Below are 21,566 nucleotides of genomic sequence, written 5' to 3'. Positions count from 1 at the left end.
GAGAAAACCCTCAGGCTCTCGCCCTCTCCTTCTGCCTCGCAGCCACCCGCGCGCGGATGCTCTCCACATCGGCATTCGGCGTCGCGGCGAACAGCGTCTTGGTATAGTCGTGCTGCGGGTCGGAGAATACCTTGTCGCGGGTGCCGTATTCCACCACTTCGCCGTAATACATCACCATCACCTCATCGGCGATGTAACGCACCACGGACAAATCATGGCTGATGAATACATAGGTCAGCCCCAGTTCGTCCTGAAGGTCGGCGAGCAAGTTCAGGACCTGCGCCTGCACGGAAAGATCGAGCGCCGAAACCGGCTCGTCCAGCACCAACAGGCTCGGATTCAGCATCAGCGCGCGCGCGATCGCGATGCGCTGGCGCTGGCCACCCGAGAACATGTGCGGATAGCGGTTGAAATGTTCCGGCCCCAAGCCCACCTTGACCAGCATCTGCATGGCCAGATCGCGCCGCTCGGCAGCCGTTTTGGTGGTGTTGAGCAGCAACGGTTCGCCCAAGACGTCGCCGATCTTCTGGCGCGGGTTGAGCGAGCCATAGGGATTCTGGAAGACGATCTGCACCTTCTGGCGCATCTCGCGCGTCAACCCCTCGCGGGCGATGTCGATTTTCATCCCGTCGATGAGAAGCTCGCCCGCGGTTGGCGCGTCGATCAATGTCAAAATGCGCGCCAGCGTGGACTTGCCGCAGCCGCTTTCGCCGACGATGGCGAGTGTCTTGCCCTTCTCCACCGAAAAGCTCACGCCCTTGACCGCATGAACGGTCTTCTGCTTGCCGAAAAAGCCGCCGCTGACATGATAATCGCGCACGATATCGCGCGCTTCGAGAACGGTTTTGGTCATCAGGCTGCTCCCGCTGCGGCTTGATCGAGCACGAAATCGGATACGGTCGGCAGGCGGTCACCCATCGCGTTTTCCGGCAGGGCGGAGAGCAGCGCCCGCGTATAGGCGCTTTTCGGCGCCTCGAACAGCGAAAGCACGTCGGCCTCCTCCATCTTGCGGCCCTTGTATTGAACGATGACGCGATCCGCCGTTTCAGCCACCACAGCCATGTCATGGGTGATCATGATGAGCGCCATGCCATGCTCTGCCTGGAGCCGCATGAGCAGGTCAAGAATCTGCTTCTGAATCGTCACGTCGAGCGCGGTCGTCGGCTCGTCGGCGATCAGGAGCTTCGGATTGCACGCGATTGCCATGGCGATCATCACGCGCTGGCACTGTCCGCCCGACATCTGGTGCGGAAAGGAGCCGAGACGCGCCTCCGCATCACGGATACCGACCAGTTCCAGAAGTTCGATTGCGCGCTTCCGACGCTTCGAGCGGTCGAGGCCCAGATGAAAACTCAACACCTCCTCGATCTGGAAGCCGATGGTAAAGCAGGGGTTGAGGCTGGCGATCGGCTCCTGGAAGATCATCGACATGTCGCGCCCGACGATCGCCCGGCGCTGGCTGTCACTGAGTTGCCGCAAATCCTTGCCGTCGAACATCATGTGGTCGGCGGTGACCGTGGCGGTCTTGGGCAGAAGCCCCATAACCGCCAGCATCCCCACCGATTTGCCCGAGCCGGACTCCCCGACGATGGCGAGCACCTCGCCCTTGTCCACCGTCATGTCGATGCCATCGACAGCCTTGAACGCGCCGGTGGATGTCTGGAACGAAACCGTCAGGTTTCTGATTTCAAGCAGAGCCATCTTGTCAGCTCCTCTTCAGCTTGGGATCGAGCGCGTCACGCAGGCCGTCGCCGGCCAGATTGATGGCGAGAACCGTGATCAGGATCGCAAGGCCCGGGAAGGTCACGACCCACCAGGCGCGCAGGATGAATTCGCGCGCCTCGGCCAGCATGGTGCCCCATTCCGGTGTCGGCGGCTGCGCGCCCATGCCGAGGAAGCCCAGCGCCGCGGCGTCGAGGATCGCATTGGAGAACGACAACGTCCCTTGCACGATCAGCGGCGCGAGACAGTTCGGCAGGATCGTCTTGAACATCAGCCGCAGCCGCCCTGCCCCGGCAAGCCGCGCCGCGATGACATATTCGCGGTTTTTTTCGGACATCACCGCCGCCCGCGTCAGACGGGCGAAGTGTGGCTGGAGAACAAGCGCGATGGCGATCATCGCATTGACCAGCCCCGGTCCGAGAACCGCGACGAGAACAAGCGCCAGAAGCAGCGAGGGAAACGCGAGGATGACGTCCATGACGCGCATGATCACCGTATCGATCCACCCGCCGAAGAAGCCGGCGATGAGGCCGATGATGATACCGCCAACCAGCGCGATAGAAACCACGACCACGCCGATGAACAGCGAATATTGCGCGCCGTAAATCAGCCGCGAAAGGATGTCACGACCGATGGCGTCGGTGCCCAGAAGGAACTCGGACCGGCCGCCCTCCTGCCAGAAAGGCGGAACCAGAAGCGCGTCACGGAATTGCTGGGTGGGGTCATGCGGCGCCAGCAGCGGCGCGAACAGCGCCACCACGACAAGCGCCAGGAATATCCAGAATCCGATCACCGCGCCGCGGTTTTCGCTGAAATAGAACCAGAAATCCGCCAGCGCCCGGCGGCGCATCGCGCCGGAAGAAATCGGTGCGGGAAGCGTTGCGTTGCTCATGGAAACCTCAATTGTGCCGGATGCGCGGATTGATCAGACCGTAAAGCAGATCGACGACCAGATTGACGATCATCACCAGCCCGGCGATCAGAAGCAGGCCGCCTTGCACCGCGGGATAATCCCGCCGGAAAATCGAATCGATCATCCATTTGCCGATGCCGGGCCAGGAAAAGATGGTCTCGGTCAGGATCGCGCCCGCCATCAATACGCCGATCTGCAGGCCGATGGTGGTAATGACCGGGATCATCGCATTGCGAAGCGCATGAAGCCCGACGACGCGACGGACCGGAAGGCCCTTGGCCCGCGCGGTGCGCACATAATCCTCGCCCAGCACTTCCAGCATGGCCGAGCGCGTCTGCCGCGCGATGACGGCAAGCGGAATAGTCGCCAGTACGATGGTCGGCAGCACCAGATGCGACACAGCGGAGGCGAACGCGCCTTTTTGCCCGGAGAGCAGACTGTCGATCAGCATGAAGCCGGTAACGGACGGGAAGTAATAGAGAAGCGAGATGCGACCGGAAACCGGCGTCCATCCCAGGATGCCCGAAAACAGGATGATCAGCAGCAGGCCCCACCAGAAGATCGGCATGGAGTAGCCGACAAGCGCCGTCCCCATCGATAGCTGGTCGAACCACGAACCGCGCTTCACCGCGGCCAGCACACCCGCCGGAACGCCGATAAGAACTGCCAGCACGATCGCGCAGAGGCCGAGTTCGAGCGTGGCCGGAAACAGCGTCATGAATTCCTGGAGAACCGGTCGCGTGGTGATCAGCGAAGTGCCGAAATCACCATGCATGAGCCCCCAAAGATAATGGAGATACTGCTCCCAGATCGGACGGTCGAAGCCCAATTGGGCCATCAGCTGGGCATGCCGTTCAGGACTGACGCCCCGTTCGCCCGCCATCAGGAGGACCGGATCGCCCGGCAGCACGCGGACGAAGCCGAAGGCGACGATGGTGATGCCGATGAAGGTCGGGACCAGATAGGCCAGTTTTCTAAGTATGAAACGCAACATGTACAAAACTCCAACCGGGCGCGGGACATTTCCGTCCCGCGCCCGGCCGCTTCTTTACCAGATATTATTCAGAAATGTCGACGCCGTCGAAGCGATAGTCGCCGAGCGGGCTCTGCTTGAAGCCCGTTACCTTGGCGGACATCGGCACGAAAACCGTCGAGTGCGCCAGAGTCGCCCAGGGTGCCTGCTCCTTGAAGATGACCTGCGCCTCTTCATAAAGCTTGGCGCGTTCGGCCTGATCGGACGTGATCTTCGCCTTCTGGATCAGATCGTCGAACGGCTTGTAGCACCATTGCGCGCGGTTGTTGTTGCCCACGCCGGCGCAGCCCAGAAGCGTGCCGAGGAAGTTGTCCGGATCGCCATTGTCGCCGGTCCAACCCATGATGACGTTGCCGTCACGGTCCTTGTCGGAGGATTTCTTGAGGTATTCACCCCATTCCATCGACACGATTTCAGCGTTGACCCCAACCTTGGCGAAATCCGACTGCATCAGTTCCGCGGCGCGGCGCGCATTCGGCATGTACGGACGGCTCACGGGCATCGCCCAGAGCTTCATCTTGAGATCCTTCACGCCGGCAGCTTCGAGCGCCTTCTTGGCTGCTTCCGGATCGTACGGATCGTCCTTCACCGCGTCATTATAGCCCCACATTGTCGGCGGGATCGGGTTCTTGGCAACCTGGCCGGAACCCTGGAACACGGCATCGATGATCGCCTGCTTGTTGATCGCCATGTTGAGCGCCTTGCGCACTTCCGGCTTGTCGTATGGCGCCTTCAGCGTGTTGTAGGCGAAATAAGCGACGTTCAGGCCTGCCTGCTCATCGACCTTCAGATTGGGCTCGCCCTGCAAACCCTTGATGTCCGCCGGAGCAGGATAGGACATCAGCTGGCACTCACCGGCCTTGAGCTTCTCCGCGCGAACGGCGGCATCGGTGGTGATTGCAAAAACCAGATCGTCGATCTTCGGACGTCCGCCCCAATAGTTGTCGTTTGCCTTGAAGCGAACGACGGCGTCCTTCTGGTAGGCGACGAAGGAGAACGGACCGGTACCCACCGGGAACTGGTTGAGCTGGTCCTTCTTGCCGGCGGCTGCCAGCTTGTCGGTATATTCCTTCGAAAGGATCGAAGCGAACGGCATCGAAATATTCGCCAGGAACGGCGCTTCGGGACGGGTCAGCACGAACTTGACCGTATTATCGTCAACCTTGACGATATCCTTGATCAGCGTGCCCATTTCCATGCTGTCGAAATATTCGTAGGCGATCCCGGCGGTATAGGCATGCCAGGGATTGTCCTTGTTGCGCATGCGATCGAAGGAGAAGATCACGTCATCCGCATTGAAATCGCGGGTCGGCGTGAACTGGTCGCTCGAATGGAACTTCACGCCCTTGCGCAGGTGGAAGGTATATTCCAGACCGTCCTTCGAAACATCCCAGCTTTCCGCGAGACCCGGCACGACCTTGGTCGTTCCGTTCTCGAATTCGGCAAGGCGGTTGTAGACCGGATGCGCCGACGCATCGAACGTGTCACCGCCGGTATAAGCCGCCGGATCGAAGCCTTCCGGCGAAGCCGGCGAGCAATAGATAAAAGTTTTAGCCGAAGCGCTTCCGGCCATCAGCAGGGAAAGCGCCGTTGCGGCCAGTATTTTTTTGTAAGTTTTCATCTTCCGCCTCCAAGAGGTACTCCTGCCGTGGACACCCCTTGCCCACAGCTTGGCCTCATGGAAGCGCCTGACGCGACTCTTTGCAAGCCTAATTATTGAAACAAAGTGACAATTTTGTAGTTAACGTAAGGGCAAGCTGTGGAAAAAATTTCCAGCAATCCGGCTGGAGGAGAAAAATTGCAATTTTCGACGATCGAAAAGCGTCACCCGCATAAACAAAACCCGGGCTGCAACATGGCGATGCAACCGAAAAACCTCTGCTCCCCCAACACTTGCCCGCGACGCCTTTATTTTTAACGAAGTATGAACCGATACAATACCATGTTAAAAACAGGTAAATCTTAAAATTACTTAAACTGTTAAGATTTTTCGTTCGAAATCACAAAGTTCTATTTAAAAGGTGATTGTATCATGATACAGTTTTGTCTTATAAGATGTAAGAGAGGATCCAATGGGAGGAATGAGGATGCATCGGGCAACCGCAATAAAGAGTGATTAAATTCTTGGGATATCTCGCACTAAGGCCTTGCAACGAAAAATTCTATCGATAGTTGTATACTGACTTTGGTGACAATCGCTATCAGGCAACACTTCATGCAGTCATACGGGGGTAGGACGGCTTTATGAGATCTGAAAAATATTACACGGATTTAGTTGCAAACGCGGATCAGGCTGCGGGTTTTTTGTCGGCCCTGGCCAATAACAAGCGTTTGTTGATCTTATGCGAACTACTGAAAAACGAGATGTCGGTGGGCAATCTGGCCAAGACCGTCAATCTCAGTCAGTCCGCCCTTTCCCAGCATCTGGCAAAACTGCGCGCGCTCAATCTGGTCACGACGCGCCGCGATGCGCAGACGATATATTACGTCGTATCGTCACAACGCATCGAGCTTATGCTTGCCACGCTAGACAGCCTCTATATGAACTCGAGATCCGCGGCCGAACCGACTCGGCAGTAAGATACCGAGCTTGAGGAAACACAGGCGGGAATGACCTCCGATATAGCGAAGAACGCTCGCCCCAAGGCGCGTGTTGTGAAAATTGAGCATGCAGATGATCCACGCCTTGCGCCCTATCGCGATATTCGCGAGAGGGACCTGGTGGGACGCACTCAGCGTTTTGTCGCCGAAGGCAAAGTTGTCCTCAACGTGCTCCTTTCATCTGCCCGATTCGAAGCAGAATCGATTCTCGTTCTGGACAATCGGCTTAGCGGCCTCGAAGCGCAATTGCGCCTTTGCCCGGAGGAGCTTCCCGTCTATCGCGTCTCGCAAGCGACAATGGATGAAATTTCCGGCTTCCACGTCCATCGCGGCATATTGGCGATCGGCCGGCGCAAGGCGATTCCCTCGTCCGCCGAATTGCTCGCCGGCTTGCCGGAGCGGGCGCTCGTCGCCGTGCTCTGCGGCATTTCCAATCACGACAATGTCGGCTCGATCTTTCGCAACGCCGCCGCCTTCGAGGCAGACTGCGTGCTGATGGACGAAACCTGTTGCGATCCGCTCTATCGCAAGGCCATCCGCGTTTCCGTCGGCGCGACGCTTAAAGTCCCCTATGCCCGGCATGGCTCGATCGAGGACGTTCTGGCTTCGCTCAGCCAGGAAGGCTTCAACCTGCTGGCGCTCAGCCCTTCCGGCACGCAGAGCATCTACGAAGCCTCGCCTGCCCCCCGGCTGGCGCTTCTATTCGGCACCGAAGGCGAAGGCCTGCCGAAACCGCTGCTCGATCGGCTCAACACCGCGCGCATTCCAATGTCACGGGATTTCGACAGCCTGAACGTCGCCACCGCATCCGGCATCGCACTCTCGCGTTTCAGCCGGTTTTCGTGAATGAGATCAAGCCGCGGATGCGTTTGGCGCCTGGGCCAGGCGGCGTAGCATCTCTTCCGCCTGCCGGGAGCGTTCCGACCGTCCAATAAAGCCACCGCCGAAAACGCGCGCGGTGTTGCTGTCGTCGGAATAAAGCACACAGGCCTGTCCCGGCGCGATACCGCTTTCGCCATCGACCAGTTCGACCCAGGTCTCGCCATTAGCGTGGTGCAGCACCGCCGGACGCGGCGGCCGGGTGGAGCGGACTTTCGCATAGACTTCGAAGCCGGATTCCGGAATATCTTCGAGCGCGCCGTCGCCGAGCCAGTTGACCTTGCGGAGATAGACCTTGTGCGTCTCCAGCGCCTCGCGCGGACCTACAATCACGCGCGCCTGCGCAGCATCGAGATGCACCACATAGAGCGGATCGCCAGTTGCCACGCCGATACCACGGCGCTGGCCGATCGTGTAATGAACAATGCCCTCGTGATGGCCCAGCACCCGCCCATCCATATGGACGATCTCGCCGGGATTGGCCGCTTCCGGCTTCAGCTTGGCGATGATGTCGGAATACTTTCCCTGCGGAACGAAGCAGATGTCCTGACTGTCCTGCTTCTTGGCGACGACGAGCCCCATTTCCTCGGCCATCTCCCGCACCTGCGCCTTCGGCAGATGACCGAGCGGGAAACGTAAGTAATCGATCTGCTCCTGCGTGGTCGCGAACAGGAAATAGCTCTGGTCGCGATCCGTATCGACCGGGCGATAAAGCGAACGATGCGCGCCATTGGCATGGCTGCGAATATAGTGCCCGGTGGCGAGCGCCGCCGCGCCCAGATCCTGCGCCGTCTGCAGAAGGTCGGCAAACTTGACCGTCTGGTTGCAGGAAACGCAAGGGATCGGCGTCTCGCCGCTGACATAGCTGTTGGCGAAGGGATCGATCACCGCCTCGCGGAAGCGCGCCTCATAATCGAGCACATAATGCGGAATGCTCAAGGCTTCGCAGACGCGGCGCGCATCCTCGATATCCTGCCCCGCGCAGCACGAACCGGCGCGATGCACCGACGCGCCATGATCGTAGAGCTGCAGCGTCACGCCGACAACATCATAGCCTTCGCGCTTCAGTATTCCCGCCACAACGGACGAATCGACCCCGCCCGACATGGCGACGACGATGCGGGTGTCTTCCGGCTTTCCCGGCAGATCGAGGCTGTTCAACATCATGAGCGGATCTCAGCTTTGGGCAAGCGCCCATTTTTTATTGAGAAAAGAGCATGATCCCAAAAAGTTGCAGACTTTTCGGACAAGATCACGCGCTACACAAGACTTTTTTCTGCCTCTTATATAAGCCGAATGGCACCTGTTTGCCAAGACGCCGCCTTGATTTGTGACCAGACGGGCATTTTTGGCTAACATGCTGAAATTGAATAAAAAAATATTAAAACCAGGAGCACGTTTCGTTACCAGTGTATTACCAGCAGCTTAGGCAAATTTTAAAGCTGTGTCATTATCGTGAACTGCGATTAGGTCCTTGAGTGTTGTGTAGAGAGTACAATGACCGATCTGGTAAGACCACGAGTCAAATATGTTATCGGCCCTGATGGCAGTCCGCTGACCATTGCCGATCTTCCGCCCGCCAACACGCGGCGCTGGGTCATTCGCCGCAAGGCGGAGGTTGTCGCTGCCGTGCGCGGCGGCCTCCTCAGCCTTGAGGAAGCATGTCAGCGCTATACGTTGACGGTGGAGGAATTTCTGTCCTGGCAGTCCTCGATCGACGAGCATGGTCTCGCAGGTCTTCGGACGACCCGTATTCAGCAATATCGCCATTAGAGCGCCGTGCGTTCAATCGGACGCACGAACACTTTTGGATTGCTGCATGATTTACGCAGTGATCAGGCAATATCGATGATTATCTAGCCATTGAACAACTTCAACAATTACCGGATGGCCGGCCCCTTGGGGCTGGCCATTTTTGGTTTGCGCGTTAGTTTATTCAAGCAAGTCCAGAAAAAGCGGGAGCCGGGCTTTCCGTCCGGACCTTACGTACAAGAAACCAAAAATGGGAGGCCGCCGTGAGTGAAAAGATGACGATCCGTAAAGAGGAAACCGGCAGCGGCGGCCGTTATGTCGCGGAAATCGGCGGCCATAGGGCGGAGATGACTTTTTCGCGGGTCAATCCCGGGCTCATCATCGTGGACCACACCGGCGTTCCCGATGCGTTGCGCGGCCAGGGTGTTGGCGTGGCGCTAACGCACCACGCGGTGGAAGACGCACGTCGGGGTGGCTGGAAGATCGTGCCGCTCTGCCCCTTCGTGCGCGCCCAGGCCCAGCGCCATCCCGATTGGAATGACGTGATTCAGGAGCGGTGATGGTATGCGCCTTCCCTCCCCCTTGCGGGGAGGGTGGCCTCCCGGGTCTTGCCTTTGGCAAGCCCAGGACAGGCTCCGGGTCGGGTGGGGGTGGTGACGTTTACGCCATTGTCTCCAGAAAAAGCGCAAACGTCACCACCCCCATCCGCCCGCTCCGCGGGCACCTACCCCGCAAGGGGGAAGGAGAAAGAGCGCCTCAACCAATCATCGCGCGCCGGTCTGGCGCTGCCGGCCGTTCTTCGGTATCGCGAACCTTGCCGTCGCGTGTCTCCAGCGCTTCCGCCTTGGCCAATTCCGCTTCCGCTTCCGCAAGAGACGCCTCGGCGGCTTCCTTCTGCGCTATCAGATCGCGGATTGACCCGAAAAGATTGTCGCGGCGCTGGCGCGCGGCCTTGGCGAAGGTCGGATAGGCGAAATGCGACATATCGGTGATGCCCGCCTTTTTCTCTTCCGATTGAATTTGCGCGTCGAGTTCGCTTGCCATGCGCTCGAATTCGCCCATCATCAGATCAAGCTGGCCAAGCTGCCGACGCTTTTCCTTCACCTGGAACAGTTTAAGCCTCACGAGGCTCTCACGCGGTTTCATACGCATTACTCCTTGAACACCGATCCCCCGGGAAGCAGCCGCGCATCTGTTTGACGCGACGCGGACGCTCCACCCTTAAAAATCCGCCCGAAATACCTTTTCGGGCCGCCCGGTCAGTCGCGCATCGGAATCGATCCCCCAAAACGCAACAAAAAATTAAAGGTTTGTCCGTTCGGTAACCTTTTTTTTACGAGCAGCGTTAATCATAGGCGTTAGGACTTAAGGCTCGGTAAATCCGGTGTGGCTTTCCAGCAACAGGAAAACACTGAGTCGATTGAATCGCTTAGGCGGGATTCTTAATGTGGAAATTAAAATTTCCGGCATGGAATTTTGCGAGGTGAATCAGCAAAATACGGCAAATTTTTAATTAAAATCCAAACTCCCTTGCCAAGCGGAATCAGATTTTGTTAACCATTTGCTGGCAACCTTCATACAAAGGCAACGACTGTTCCGTGTGCTGCTTTGAGGGCTAAACCTGTTCGGCGGCGGAAAAGAGGATTTTAAAAAGATGCGCGTCCTTTTGATTGAAGACGATAGTGCGACGGCGCAGAGCATCGAATTGATGCTCAAGTCGGAAAGTTTCAATGTGTACACGACGGACCTCGGCGAAGAGGGTGTCGATCTCGGCAAACTTTATGACTACGATATCATCCTGCTCGATCTCAACCTGCCGGATATGTCCGGCTACGAGGTTCTGCGTACCCTGCGTTTGTCCAAGGTCAAGACGCCTATCCTGATTCTTTCCGGCATGGCCGGTATTGAGGATAAGGTGCGTGGCCTCGGCTTCGGCGCGGATGATTACATGACCAAGCCGTTCCACAAGGACGAGCTGATCGCCCGCATTCATGCCATCGTCCGCCGCTCCAAGGGCCATGCGCAGTCTGTCATCACCACGGGCGATCTCATCGTCAATCTCGACGCCAAGACGGTGGAAGTCGGCGGCCAGCGCGTGCATCTGACCGGCAAGGAATACCAGATGCTGGAGCTTCTGTCCTTGCGCAAGGGCACCACGCTGACCAAGGAAATGTTCTTGAACCATCTCTATGGCGGGATGGACGAGCCGGAACTCAAGATCATCGACGTATTCATCTGCAAGCTGCGCAAGAAGCTCGACGCCGCCTCCGGTAACCAGAGCTTTATCGAAACCGTCTGGGGTCGCGGTTATGTGCTTCGTGAGCCCGATGCGGACCAGATGCGCGAAATCGCCTGATAGCGCCCGCTGTTCCATGGTTAAAAGCCCCATCCGGGGCTTTTTTTCATTTCAAGCAGCCTTGAGACAGCCGGCGAATTGCGCCATCAGATAAGGCCGGTCGAACGGTTTAAGCATATAATGACAAGCGCCGGCGCGCTTGGCGCGCATGATCTTCGTCAGATCCAACTCGTTGAGGCAGAGCATGATTCGGGCTGCCTTTCCGCCGGGCAGTTCCCTTATCGCATCGATGATTTCGAGCGTCGGCAGATCGGGCAGCTCGCTATCGAGCAGGACGACGTCGGGCATTTCAGCCATGCACTGCTCGATGGCCTGTGAACCATTCGCCGCATCCGCGATCTCAATCGCGCCATCGGACAATATCCGTCTGGCGACTTTTCTTATTACCGGTGAATCGTCCACGATCAAACAGCGCGTCATGTGTTGCGTCCCCTCTATTCCTTAGGGACGCAACCTAATTGCTGCGCGTGAAAAAACGCCAAAGCCGGAAGGTAAAGTTTTAGCTATCCCGCTGTCGATGCAGCCGTGAAGATAATCTCTTCCCCAGTGGCATTGATGGAAATCGTCATTCCCGATTCCTGAGCCAAAAGCAGCGTGTAATAAGGCTGCACGGAATGCGCATCGACCGCCTCTTCCGGCGCCTTTCCGCTATGCAGCTCCAGGAATTTCGGCGGTACGCGGAGCATCGGCCCCTTGGCGGTGATGACGAAACGCGCATCAGCCTCGGCGTCCTCGATAGCCGCCGTGAGCGAGCCGCCGCGGGGAATTGCGCCATTGCCGATAAGGATCATGTTGAGCAGAAGCTTGACCTTGTTCTTCGGCAGAAGCACGCGATTGCCGCTCCAGGTGAATTCGGCCTTCTCGCCCTTCATATATTCAGTCGCCACGTTCTGCGCGTCACCCGTGTCGATCTGCACCCCGGCGGAGCCGGCGGCGCCGAAGGCAATGCGAGCAAACTGCAACCGGGCGGACGCGTTGCGCGCGCTCGCCTTGATAAGGTTCATCGCATCCTCGTCCGCGCCGCCCTCTTCCAGAAGCTCGAGGCCGTTATTGATCGCTCCGACAGGCGAAATAATGTCGTGGCAGATCCGGCTGCACAAAAGCGCGGCAAGATCGGCGGCGGAAAGCACAACGGGCAAGGACATATACATATCTCCGGACAGCATGATTGTTCCGGGCCGAATCGCCCGGCTTTATTCAACCTCTGGATACACAGCCCTTTTGGCGACGGCAAGGAAAGCCCTCATTTCGTCCATTCCAAGATACGAAGCGCCGAAGGAACCAGTCATCGAATCGCCAAGATCGGAACGTAAGGACTTTCGAAATCATATCGTTGTTTGATAACGGCGATTCGACCAAGCGGACGCAAGATCCGCATATACCCTCAGGAGCGTCAGACGGAGAAGCGAGCAGCCAGAAGGAAATTTGAATTGGCCTCACTATCCCTGTCCAAAATCCAGCCGTTTCCCCGCCTGCGGATTGCGGCGGCCTTCGTCGCGTTGCTGATGGGGGCGTTCATGTTCGCCCTGCCCGCGCGCGCTAACGACACATTCACGGCGCAGGAAATCGTCGATTCCGGCCATCGCTTCTTTGGCTCGGCCTCCGGCGGCCTCGCAACGGCGATCGAGAAGGTTTTCCAAAGCCATGGCCTGCCCAACGGCTATATCCTGGGCGAGGAAGGTTCCGGCGCGCTCATCGGCGGCCTCACCTATGGCGAGGGAACGCTCTATACCAAAAACGCGGGCGACCATAAGACCTTCTGGCAGGGCCCTTCGATCGGCTGGGATTTCGGCGGCCAGGGTTCGCGCGTCATGATGCTCGTCTATAATCTCGATGATGTGCAGAACATGTATGGCCGTTATGCCGGCGTTTCCGGTTCGGCCTATGTCATCGCCGGCGTCGGATTCAACGTGCTGAAACGTCAGAACATGCTGCTCGTACCGATACGTACCGGTGTCGGCGCGCGCCTCGGCGTCAATATCGGCTACCTCAAACTGACGCCATCCCCAACCTGGAATCCATTCTGACGCGCCGGCGCTGGATTACCGCACGCGCCTGTGTCATTCTGTGCCAAACAGGCAAAACCGGCCTTGGGTCCTAGGAAGTGATCGAGTCTGCTCTTTTTTTCATTCTCGGCTTCCTGAGTGCCACATTTCTTGTGGCACTCATCGCGCCGTCCATATGGCGGCGCGCGGAGCTGCTCACCAAGCGGCGCATCGAAACCGAAGTTCCGCTGACGCTCAACGAAATTGGCGCCGACAAGGACGCACTGCGCGCGGAACATGCCATGGCGGTCCGCAAACTGGAAATGCGGCTGCGCGCGCTTGGCGAGAAACATGCCGAACAGAAGCTGGAATTCGCCGTCAATTACGAAAAACTGCGGCGCCTCTCCCAGGTGGAGCGCGAAGTGCGGGAATTGCGCAAGCGCCAGAACGAATGGGAAGAAGCCGCAAGCGCGCTGGCAATAGCGGAACATAGCCTCGAACAGCTCAAGACTGAACTGGAGACATTGCAGATCAGCCATGGCGAGCTTTCAAGCCACGCGGACACGCTGCGCATAGAAATCGCCGTGCGCGAAACCGAGTTGGGAAAGCTGATGGGAGAACTGGACGACATGCGGCATCACCGCCGGACCATCGAGGCCGCGCAACGCGAATTATCCGCGGAGGCAAAATCCGCCCGCGCGGAGCTCGCGAGCGAGCACAAGCGCAACGCCGCGCTGGAAAAGCGGCTGGCGCGCCTGCTCACCGATTTGACTGATGTCCGGGAAAAGCTGGAGCGGCGTGAAGGCGAACTGGCCGCGCTGAAAAAGGGGGGTGCCAAGCCCGCACCCGCCCAGCTGAAAGCGGATGCACGGCTGCGCGAGGAGATGCGCGAACTCGCGGCCGATGTGGTCGCGCTTGCCGCCGAGCGTGAAGGTCCCCAATCCCCGATCCATCACGCTTTGGAACAGCCGGAGCCGCAAGACGGAAGCGGCAAGGACAGCCTCGCCGGCCGCATCCGTCAGAAGAAGGGGGAGTAAAGGGGAAGTACGCTACCCCTTCTTCCCATGAAACTCCGCAATGGCATCGATAACGCGATCCTGATCGGCTTCGCTCAAATAAGGATGCATCGGAAGGCTCAGGATGCGATTGGGCAACGCCTCGGACACAGGCAAACCGCCGGGGGCCACCGGATAATGCTTATAGGCCGTCTGCAGGTGCAACGGCTTCACATAGTAAATCACCGATGGAATTCCCGCCGCCGTAAGATGCGCCTTCAGGCCGTCACGATTCTCGCTCTCGATGGAATATTGCGCCCATGCGGAACGATATCCCGACGGCAGATGCGGAACCTTCACCACATCCTTCAGCCCCTCCGCATACCGCTTCGCTACGACATGCCGGGCTTCCATCTCGTCTTCAAGAATGGCGAGCTTCTCGATCAGGATCGCCGCCTGGATGGTGTCGAGGCGCGAGTTGAGGCCGATGCGGACATTGTCATATTGAGTTTCGCCCTTGCCGTGGAACAGCACCGAGCGCAGCGTCTCCGCCAGTTCGCCATCATTGGTGAACATCGCGCCGCCATCGCCATAGCAGCCAAGCGGCTTGGCCGGATAGAAACTGGTCGCGGCGACATGGCCGAACGCGCCGCACATCACATTGTCACGTTTGCCGCCGATGGACTGCGCCGCATCCTCGATGACGAACAGCCCTTCGCGCTCCGCCAGCGCCATCATCGCGTTATACTCTGCGGCAAGACCGAAGAGATCAACTGGAATGATCGCCTTCGGCTGCAGACGCCCTTCCCTGCGAACCTCGGCAATCGCCGCCTCAAGCTGCGCGACATTCATATTATAACTGTCCGGATCGACATCCACAAAGACCGGCTCCGCGCCGGCGAGCGCCACCACTTCAGCGGTCGCCGCGAAGGTGAAGCTCGGACAGAAGACCGCATCGCCCCGCCCGATCCCGCGCGCCATCAACGGCATCAGCAGCGCATCCGTGCCATTGGCGCATGCGATCACATGCTCGACGCCGACATAATCGGCAAGTTTCTTTTCGAACTCGCCAACTTCGGGGCCAAGAATATAACGCCCGTCGGCCACCACTTTGGCGATGGCTGTGTTCAACCGGTCGCCGATACGCTCGCGTTGCGCCGCCAGATCAATAAATTGCATGTCTGCTCCAATAAACGGTTGATATGCGGCCCGAACCCGCGTGAATCCCGTGAAATTTGTCTAGCGCCTCATCCAGGCGGCTTCCATCAGGCCACCGTTCAAAGATTGATCGGGTGTGTAACAACGCTTGAGGCTGTTGTCACGGTTTGCCGATCACATCCCTGTGTCTGGACTTTGCCGGCAGCTGAATTTTCGTAGTTTGCTTAACGCTGCCTGTCGTGAGTGACCGTGCCGGCGGTTAGAATCCGCAGCACGTTGATCGCCTCCTCGCCATCGGTGCGCGGCTTGGCGCGGGTCTCGATGCAATCGACAAAATGCTGGCATTCGCGGGTGAGCGGCATTCCCTCGCCCACCGGTATGTAGGTCGGCTCTTCGGCGGTGAACGCCCACTGCCCATTGTCCTGCCAGACCGCATGACGATAAACGGCGAGCTTGCGCTCCCATGGCTCGACATCGTCGAACACCGCCATCGCCTTGGTGCCCACCACGGTGAGACGACGCTCGCGATAGGGATTGAGCCGTGAAGCAAAAAGGTGGCCGCTCACATTATCAGGGAATTTCAGGTGCAAATGCGCGAAATCACTCAAATGATCGAGAAGCGCCGCTCCCTCGCCCCGCACCTCGATGGGCGCGGTGCCGGTCAAAGCCAGGATCATGGAAAGGTCGTGCGGCGCGAGATCCCACAGCGCATCGTTTTCCGTGTGGAATTTACCAAGTCCTATGCGGTGCGAATGGATATAGCGCACCTCGCCCAATTCGCCCGCCTGCACCAGTTCGAGAAGCTTCTCGAAAGCCGGATGGAAGCGGAGTACATGGCCGACCATGAAAATGCGGCCATTGTCTCGCGCCGCATTTACCGCGGCTTCCGCATCGGCTACCGTCAGCGCGATCGGTTTTTCGACCAGCACATCCTTGCCATTGGTCACGGCATGAATAGCATATTCCGCATGGTACTGCGGCGGCAGCGCCAGCACGATGGCATCCACATCCTTACGGGTGAAGAGCTCCTCGACCTCGATATCGAGCACGCCATGCTCCGCCGCGAAACCCGCGGCGCGATCGTTGTTCTGATCCGCAACGGCATAAAGCGCGCCGAGAGACTTCAATGTACGGATATGATTGCTGCCCCAATAGCCGCAACCCAATACTGCAATACGCGGTGCCATCAACTCTTGCCTTCGATTTGGCCCTTCCCTTATCGGTGCAAAAGAAGGAAGACAAGTGTCACAGGCGATCAAGAACGCTTGACAGCGCCCCACACCCCACCTTATACCCGCGCCGTTCCCGGTGAGAACAACCCATTCTGACACACCGACTTGTCAAGGATGCGGCACTTGGGGCGAAGTAGCTCAGTAGGTTAGAGCAGAGGAATCATAATCCTTGTGTCGGGGGTTCGAATCCCTCCTTCGCTACCACCTATCCCCATGACGAAGCCCTCCTTTGAGCATGTCGGCACAGCGGTTCGGCTGGTTAGATATGGCAGCGTCGGGAGCGAATCTACTTCCTCCACTTCTCCGCCATTTCGTTGGCCTTTTTCCGGTCACCGTGCGTAGCCTCTATGATCTTGCGCGCAGCATCTTGGGATAGTCCGTGCTTTTTGCGGAAGTAGCCGACTTCATATGGCTGGCTTTCCGCAATACGCCGTCTATCCTGCTTATGCTTGTCCTTATGGTCCGTCATGTTCATTCTCCAAAACTGACCCCGTCACTGTCAAATGCGCCGGGCAAGGGAAATTATTACCTGCAGTATACTTAAATTATATTTATCAATACAGTATCAACCATCAAAACTGGCTCGAAGCCCGCCCGATTTCAGCTGTAATACTTTTCAACGAGCGCATAGAGAACCGCAGCCGTCTCTACATCCATGACGCCATTATAGTTTTCAGGCCGGAAATGGAGCTGGAAGGCGCGGACGAGCTGCTGATATTTCGCGTCGGTTGTGGCAGCCGCGACGTTGTATCCGTAGGTGCGCAAGCGCTTGAGCAGATCGGCCTGCGCGGGCAATCCATTGGTATTGAAAAGATCGACATATTTTTGTTTGGTCGCGTCGTCGTACCAGGTGCCGATACCCGCCTCGTAAAAGGCTTTCCACGGAAATTTTGGCCCCGGATCGCTTTTGCGCTCCCAGGCGATGTCGGAATGGGCCACGACATTGGTCGGGGTGATGTCGGGATAACGCTGGAGAATGTTGAGGGCCAGCTGTTTTAGCGCATCCATCTGTTGCGGATTGTAATCGGGGAAATTGGTGTCGTTCGCAAGATTGACGTTTTCAATGCCGATGGAAGTATCGTTGAGATTGCTGCGGTCTTTCCAGTTACTGACGCCCGCGTGCCACGCGCGCTCGGCCTCATCAACGAGATTGAAAATCTGGATGCTGGCATAGCCGGCATTCTGATAGCTGAGATCGGTCGGGTCCGGCACCACATAATGCACACTGCGGCCTACAGTGAGATCCCGGATCGAATCCTCGAAATTCTCCGCCGTGTAATGCATGATCAGAAAGCGGACGCGATCATTATAGCTGACGATGGATCGATATTTGTGGTACTCGATCGGATATTGGCCGGGCGCGGTTTGAAAGCCTACCGCGAGATCGTGATCCGCGTGGTCATGCACGCCCGATACCGGATTGATGGCGGTCGTGGTGATCACCGCAAGCGGTATGTCGAGGGCGCCCGACGCTTTGACCTGGATGGTAGCCACCCCGTTCAACGTCGTCGATGTGCTTGTAGCAGTCCCCTGACTGTCAAAAAACTCCAGACGACCGGAGGGATAGCCTGTCCAGGTGACTTCAGTGCCGTCTTGTATGAGCAGACCATTGGTATCTTTGTATGTGACCGACAGTTGATGCTTGTTGGCAAGCGACATGGTCTGCCCATCCGCGGATGTAATGGCCATGCTTCCCTGTCCAGGGATATTCGAGTTGGTGGGACCGAAAAAGACCGGGACCCAATCGCTGCTGTCAGTGGTTCCATCAGCCGTAACCCGTACCATGCCTGATGAGCCGATCTGCGTGCCCCGAATGGCATTCGTCACCGTTCCATCGGGGCCTGTCCTACCATTCGATGTCGCAAGAACAATGTCTCCGCCTGAAATGGAAAGATTCCAAGTCATCGGCCAGTTGGGCACAGGCGTGCTGCCACGCATATAGGTCACTTGAAAAACATGCCACTCCTGCGCGGAAAGAGAACCGCCACCGGGATTATCCGCGTCCGGGGACCAGATCGTAATCGTGCCGGCCTGATCCTGCCTGTCTTTATTCCCATTGCTCATGGTGTCTCCCCTCCTTGTTCAAAACACGCCGCCTCTCACAACCTTTTGTGAGCTATAAACCGGAAAACTCTACCATAGCGAGAATACAACACCAATACCCGCGAGACCTCAATCGGCCCCCCTCCCCCTTTATTCGTCCCCGCTTAAGGACACTATTAACCTTCATTTTTTATTGATTGATGTAAGCCAAGCAGGCGATCTCATATTTGCGGGTTGCAGGGTGTCATGCGTATCCAGAGAACAAATTTCCCTATAAATTCAGATGATTACGACGAAGGCGCTGAAATGCCCGAGTCTTTCGCGGCAGTTGAAACACATGCCGTCGCTCCCGAATCCGTCACCGCCTCGCATGTTCCCTCGGGATATCGCGGGCAAGCAGTCCGCCAGACCGCGCCGGGCGTCTACCAGCCCTTGCGCCCTGTTCAGCTCCAGCCGGTCAAACCCCGACCGGCGCAACCGGCTTCAGTCACCACGCGCCCCGTTCAGCTGGCGGCGATGACACCGAGCGCGCGCCCTGGAAGCTCAACCGATTCCGGCTATCCGCCAGTGTGGAAGCACGCGTTCTCGCTCGCGGAAAATGTCCGCTTCACCCGCACGCCGGAAATCGAATTGGCGAAAACCAAGACCCCGCCGGTCGATCCGCGGGCAAATGATCTGGTGCGACCGAAGAAGGATGTGCCGGCAAAGCCGGTGGTAAGCGCGCGCGCTTCCCAGCCTGCTGCACCCGCCCCTGCGCCCAAGCCTATGGTCGCCGCCCCAATATCGAAGGAAGAAACGCCCGTAATGATGCCGCAGGCAATACCGGCTCCCGCAAGCGAGATGCCGTCCCCCAGCCAGCAGAACGCGCCTTTCGCGCATCTGTCCGATTTCGCGTTTTGGGAATCGATCGATCTCTTCGGTGAGTTGCCCTCCGCGCCAGCCGTGGTTCCTGCCCGTCCGAAGCCGCAGGCCGCGCCCACGGCAATCACCGACCTGTTCCGCGTGAGGGAATGGAACAAGCAGTCCGGTGCGCCGGAGCATGCCGCGCCGGTGCCTGTGACTTCCACCACCATCGAGACCGCTCCGGAAACGATTGCCGCCGAGGCGCCCTCGCTCGAAACACCCGTGGAGAACCAGACGCAGCGCATCGTGTTCGAGCCGGAAACAATGACCGCGCCGCACGAAATCGATGAATCTGACGAATCGGAGAATGAAGCGCCCGCAGCCGTAGTCGAAACCGTACGCGTCGCCCCGGTCACCATGCCGCGCAAGGAGCAGCCCTTCGCCTCGGCCCGCATGGAGCTCCGCCTCATGGGCGCCCAAGGCGAATTCGGCTATGAACTGCCGCCGGTCGAATTGCTGCAGGAGCCGCCCGCGCAGACCGGCGAGGTCATCACGCAGGAGATGCTGGAACGCAAGGCTGGCCTGCTGGAAAGCGTTCTGGAGGATTTCGGCGTCAAGGGCGAGATCATCCACGTCCGCCCCGGTCCCGTGGTCACGCTTTATGAATTCGAGCCCGCGCCGGGCATCAAATCCTCACGCGTCATCGGCCTTGCGGACGATATCGCCCGCTCGATGTCGGCCCTGTCGGCCCGCGTCGCCGTGGTGCCGGGCCGCAACGTCATCGGCATCGAACTGCCCAACGCCAATCGCGAGACGGTCTATTTCCGCGAGATGATCACCTCGCAGGACTTCCAGTCCTCAGGTTATAAACTCGCGCTCTGCCTCGGCAAGACCATCGGCGGCGAGCCCGTCGTCGCCGAACTCGCCAAGATGCCGCACCTGCTCGTCGCCGGCACCACCGGCTCGGGCAAGTCCGTCGCCATCAACACCATGATCCTGTCGCTCCTCTACCGCATGACGCCGGAAGAATGCCGCCTCATCATGGTCGATCCGAAGATGCTGGAACTGTCGATCTATGACGGCATCCCGCATCTCCTCACCCCTGTCGTCACCGACCCGAAGAAGGCCGTGATGGCCCTCAAATGGGCGGTGCGCGAGATGGAGGACCGCTATCGCAAGATGTCGGCGGTCGGCGTGCGCAACATCGACGGCTTCAACAGCCGCGTCGCCATCGCGAAGGAGAAGAGCGAGGCGATCATGCGCACAGTCCAGACCGGCTTCGACAAGAACACCGGCGAAACCCTCTTCGAACAGGAAGAGATGGACCTTTCGCCGATGCCCTATATCGTGATCATCGTCGATGAGATGGCCGATCTCATGATGGTCGCCGGCAAGGAAATCGAAGGCGCGATCCAGCGTCTCGCCCAGATGGCCCGCGCCGCCGGCATCCATCTGATCATGGCGACTCAGCGCCCCTCGGTCGATGTCATCACCGGCACGATCAAGGCGAACTTCCCAACGCGCATCTCCTTCCAGGTGACCTCGAAGATCGACAGCCGCACCATCCTTGGCGAACAGGGCGCCGAACAGCTGCTCGGCCAGGGCGACATGCTGCACATGGTCGGCGGCGGGCGCATCGCCCGCGTCCACGGACCCTTCGTCTCCGACGAGGAAGTAGAGAAGGTCGTCCGGCATCTGAAGACACAGGGCCGCCCGGAATATCTCAACACCGTCACGGCGGATGAAGACGAAGAGGCAGCCGAGCCGGAAGACAGCGCCGTGTTCGACAAGGGCGCCATGGCGGCGGAAGATGGCGACGGCGATCTCTACGAGCAAGCCATCAAGCTCATCATGCGCGACAAGAAATGCTCCACCTCCTATATCCAGCGCCGCCTGGGCATCGGCTACAACCGCGCCGCCTCGCTGGTCGAACGGATGGAGAAGGAAGGCCTGGTCGGCCCGGCCAACCATGTCGGCAAGCGGGAAATCCTCTCGTAAAACCGCGACCAGAGTCATTCCATTAAACCCTTCAGCCCCGCCCTTTCGGCGGGGTT

21 protein-coding genes and 1 tRNA gene are annotated in these 21,566 nt (G+C 58.5%); 9 read left to right on the top strand and 13 right to left on the bottom strand.

Annotated features, from left to right (window positions below; all coding sequences use genetic code 11):
• Positions 1–10 precede the first annotated feature (10 nt).
• The 5 genes from C7477_RS13365 to C7477_RS13345 all read right to left on the bottom strand — a co-directional run bounded on the left by C7477_RS13365 (position 11) and on the right by C7477_RS13345 (position 5,289).
• Positions 11–853 (bottom strand): dipeptide ABC transporter ATP-binding protein, encoded by an 843-nt coding sequence (locus C7477_RS13365; RefSeq protein WP_110752937.1) that lies wholly within the window; start codon positions 851–853, stop codon positions 11–13.
• Positions 853–1,701, bottom strand: a complete 849-nt coding sequence (locus C7477_RS13360) for an ABC transporter ATP-binding protein (protein ID WP_110752935.1) — start codon at positions 1,699–1,701, stop codon at positions 853–855. The genes C7477_RS13365 and C7477_RS13360 overlap by 1 nt, the downstream gene beginning before the upstream one ends.
• A 4-nt stretch (positions 1,702–1,705) precedes the next feature.
• Positions 1,706–2,614, bottom strand: coding sequence for an ABC transporter permease subunit (locus tag C7477_RS13355; RefSeq protein ID WP_110752933.1), 909 nt, complete (start codon positions 2,612–2,614; stop codon positions 1,706–1,708).
• A gap of 7 nt (positions 2,615–2,621) precedes the next feature.
• Complete coding sequence (locus C7477_RS13350) at positions 2,622–3,629, bottom strand: ABC transporter permease subunit (protein ID WP_110752931.1); 1,008 nt, start codon at positions 3,627–3,629, stop codon at positions 2,622–2,624.
• A gap of 64 nt (positions 3,630–3,693) precedes the next feature.
• Positions 3,694–5,289, bottom strand: coding sequence for an ABC transporter substrate-binding protein (locus C7477_RS13345; protein WP_110752929.1), 1,596 nt, complete (start codon positions 5,287–5,289; stop codon positions 3,694–3,696).
• Positions 5,290–5,912: 623 nt separating this feature from the next.
• On the opposite strand from C7477_RS13345, the gene C7477_RS13340 reads away from it, so the two are divergent.
• Together C7477_RS13340 and C7477_RS13335 are read left to right on the top strand one after the other, a co-directional pair.
• Positions 5,913–6,248 (top strand): ArsR/SmtB family transcription factor, encoded by a 336-nt coding sequence (locus tag C7477_RS13340; protein ID WP_110752927.1) that lies wholly within the window; start codon positions 5,913–5,915, stop codon positions 6,246–6,248.
• A 30-nt stretch (positions 6,249–6,278) separates the two neighbouring features.
• Entirely contained in the window at positions 6,279–7,115 is an 837-nt protein-coding gene (locus C7477_RS13335; protein ID WP_110752925.1) for a TrmH family RNA methyltransferase, read from the top strand.
• Positions 7,116–7,121: 6 nt separating this feature from the next.
• Here C7477_RS13335 and mnmA read toward each other — a convergent pair whose 3' ends face one another.
• Positions 7,122–8,315: a tRNA 2-thiouridine(34) synthase MnmA gene (gene mnmA / locus C7477_RS13330; protein ID WP_181418418.1), complete on the bottom strand. Its 1,194-nt coding sequence runs from the start codon at positions 8,313–8,315 to the stop codon at positions 7,122–7,124.
• 330 nt (positions 8,316–8,645) lie between these two features.
• Here mnmA and sciP point away from each other — a divergent pair, with 330 nt between their 5' ends.
• Positions 8,646–8,921: a CtrA inhibitor SciP gene (gene sciP, locus C7477_RS13325; RefSeq protein ID WP_068882250.1), complete on the top strand. Its 276-nt coding sequence runs from the start codon at positions 8,646–8,648 to the stop codon at positions 8,919–8,921.
• 254 nt (positions 8,922–9,175) lie between these two features.
• Positions 9,176–9,460 (top strand): GNAT family N-acetyltransferase, encoded by a 285-nt coding sequence (locus C7477_RS13320; RefSeq protein ID WP_110752923.1) that lies wholly within the window; start codon positions 9,176–9,178, stop codon positions 9,458–9,460.
• Positions 9,461–9,656: 196 nt separating this feature from the next.
• On the opposite strand, the gene C7477_RS13315 is transcribed toward C7477_RS13320, so the two are convergent.
• A complete protein-coding gene (locus C7477_RS13315; RefSeq protein ID WP_110752921.1) occupies positions 9,657–10,046 on the bottom strand; it encodes a flagellar export protein FliJ in 390 nt (129 codons plus the stop codon).
• A 508-nt stretch (positions 10,047–10,554) separates the two neighbouring features.
• On the opposite strand from C7477_RS13315, the gene ctrA reads away from it, so the two are divergent.
• A complete protein-coding gene (ctrA, locus tag C7477_RS13310; protein WP_110752911.1) occupies positions 10,555–11,256 on the top strand; it encodes a response regulator transcription factor CtrA in 702 nt (233 codons plus the stop codon).
• Positions 11,257–11,307: 51 nt separating this feature from the next.
• Here ctrA and C7477_RS13305 read toward each other — a convergent pair whose 3' ends face one another.
• Complete coding sequence (locus tag C7477_RS13305; protein ID WP_110752909.1) at positions 11,308–11,676, bottom strand: response regulator; 369 nt, start codon at positions 11,674–11,676, stop codon at positions 11,308–11,310.
• Positions 11,677–11,759: 83 nt separating this feature from the next.
• Positions 11,760–12,401 carry a histidine phosphotransferase ChpT gene (gene chpT, locus C7477_RS13300; RefSeq protein WP_110752907.1) on the bottom strand — a complete coding sequence of 214 codons (642 nt, stop codon included), beginning with the start codon at positions 12,399–12,401 and terminating at the stop codon, positions 11,760–11,762.
• A gap of 285 nt (positions 12,402–12,686) precedes the next feature.
• On the opposite strand from chpT, the gene C7477_RS13295 reads away from it, so the two are divergent.
• Both C7477_RS13295 and C7477_RS13290 read left to right on the top strand, forming a co-directional pair.
• Positions 12,687–13,283, top strand: coding sequence for a DUF1134 domain-containing protein (locus C7477_RS13295; protein WP_181418417.1), 597 nt, complete (start codon positions 12,687–12,689; stop codon positions 13,281–13,283).
• 77 nt (positions 13,284–13,360) lie between these two features.
• Positions 13,361–14,278 carry a coiled-coil domain-containing protein gene (locus C7477_RS13290; RefSeq protein WP_110752904.1) on the top strand — a complete coding sequence of 306 codons (918 nt, stop codon included), beginning with the start codon at positions 13,361–13,363 and terminating at the stop codon, positions 14,276–14,278.
• 12 nt (positions 14,279–14,290) lie between these two features.
• Here the strand turns inward: C7477_RS13290 and C7477_RS13285 are convergent, their stop codons facing one another.
• On the bottom strand, positions 14,291–15,415 hold the full coding sequence (locus C7477_RS13285) for a DegT/DnrJ/EryC1/StrS family aminotransferase (RefSeq protein WP_110752902.1): 1,125 nt from the start codon (positions 15,413–15,415) through the stop codon (positions 14,291–14,293).
• A gap of 203 nt (positions 15,416–15,618) precedes the next feature.
• Complete coding sequence (locus C7477_RS13280) at positions 15,619–16,581, bottom strand: Gfo/Idh/MocA family protein (protein ID WP_110752900.1); 963 nt, start codon at positions 16,579–16,581, stop codon at positions 15,619–15,621.
• 172 nt (positions 16,582–16,753) lie between these two features.
• On the opposite strand from C7477_RS13280, the gene C7477_RS13275 reads away from it, so the two are divergent.
• Positions 16,754–16,830 (top strand) — tRNA-Met (locus tag C7477_RS13275).
• 82 nt (positions 16,831–16,912) lie between these two features.
• On the opposite strand, the gene C7477_RS13270 is transcribed toward C7477_RS13275, so the two are convergent.
• Both C7477_RS13270 and C7477_RS19435 read right to left on the bottom strand, forming a co-directional pair.
• Positions 16,913–17,095: a DUF3606 domain-containing protein gene (locus C7477_RS13270; protein ID WP_110752898.1), complete on the bottom strand. Its 183-nt coding sequence runs from the start codon at positions 17,093–17,095 to the stop codon at positions 16,913–16,915.
• Positions 17,096–17,226: 131 nt separating this feature from the next.
• The gene (locus C7477_RS19435; RefSeq protein WP_342633279.1) at positions 17,227–18,690 is read right to left on the bottom strand and encodes an N-acetylmuramoyl-L-alanine amidase; all 1,464 of its coding nucleotides are present in this window, start codon (positions 18,688–18,690) and stop codon (positions 17,227–17,229) included.
• 495 nt (positions 18,691–19,185) lie between these two features.
• Here C7477_RS19435 and C7477_RS13260 point away from each other — a divergent pair, with 495 nt between their 5' ends.
• On the top strand, positions 19,186–21,510 hold the full coding sequence (locus C7477_RS13260; protein WP_245411839.1) for a DNA translocase FtsK: 2,325 nt from the start codon (positions 19,186–19,188) through the stop codon (positions 21,508–21,510).
• Positions 21,511–21,566 lie beyond the last annotated feature (56 nt).

Origin of the sequence: Paramesorhizobium leguminum (assembly GCF_003217235.1) — a bacterium.
Taxonomy (GTDB): domain Bacteria; phylum Pseudomonadota; class Alphaproteobacteria; order Rhizobiales; family Rhizobiaceae; genus Paramesorhizobium; species Paramesorhizobium leguminum.
The sequence above is the reverse complement of the archived record's forward strand: the minus strand, read 5'-3'. Positions and strand labels throughout refer to the sequence as shown.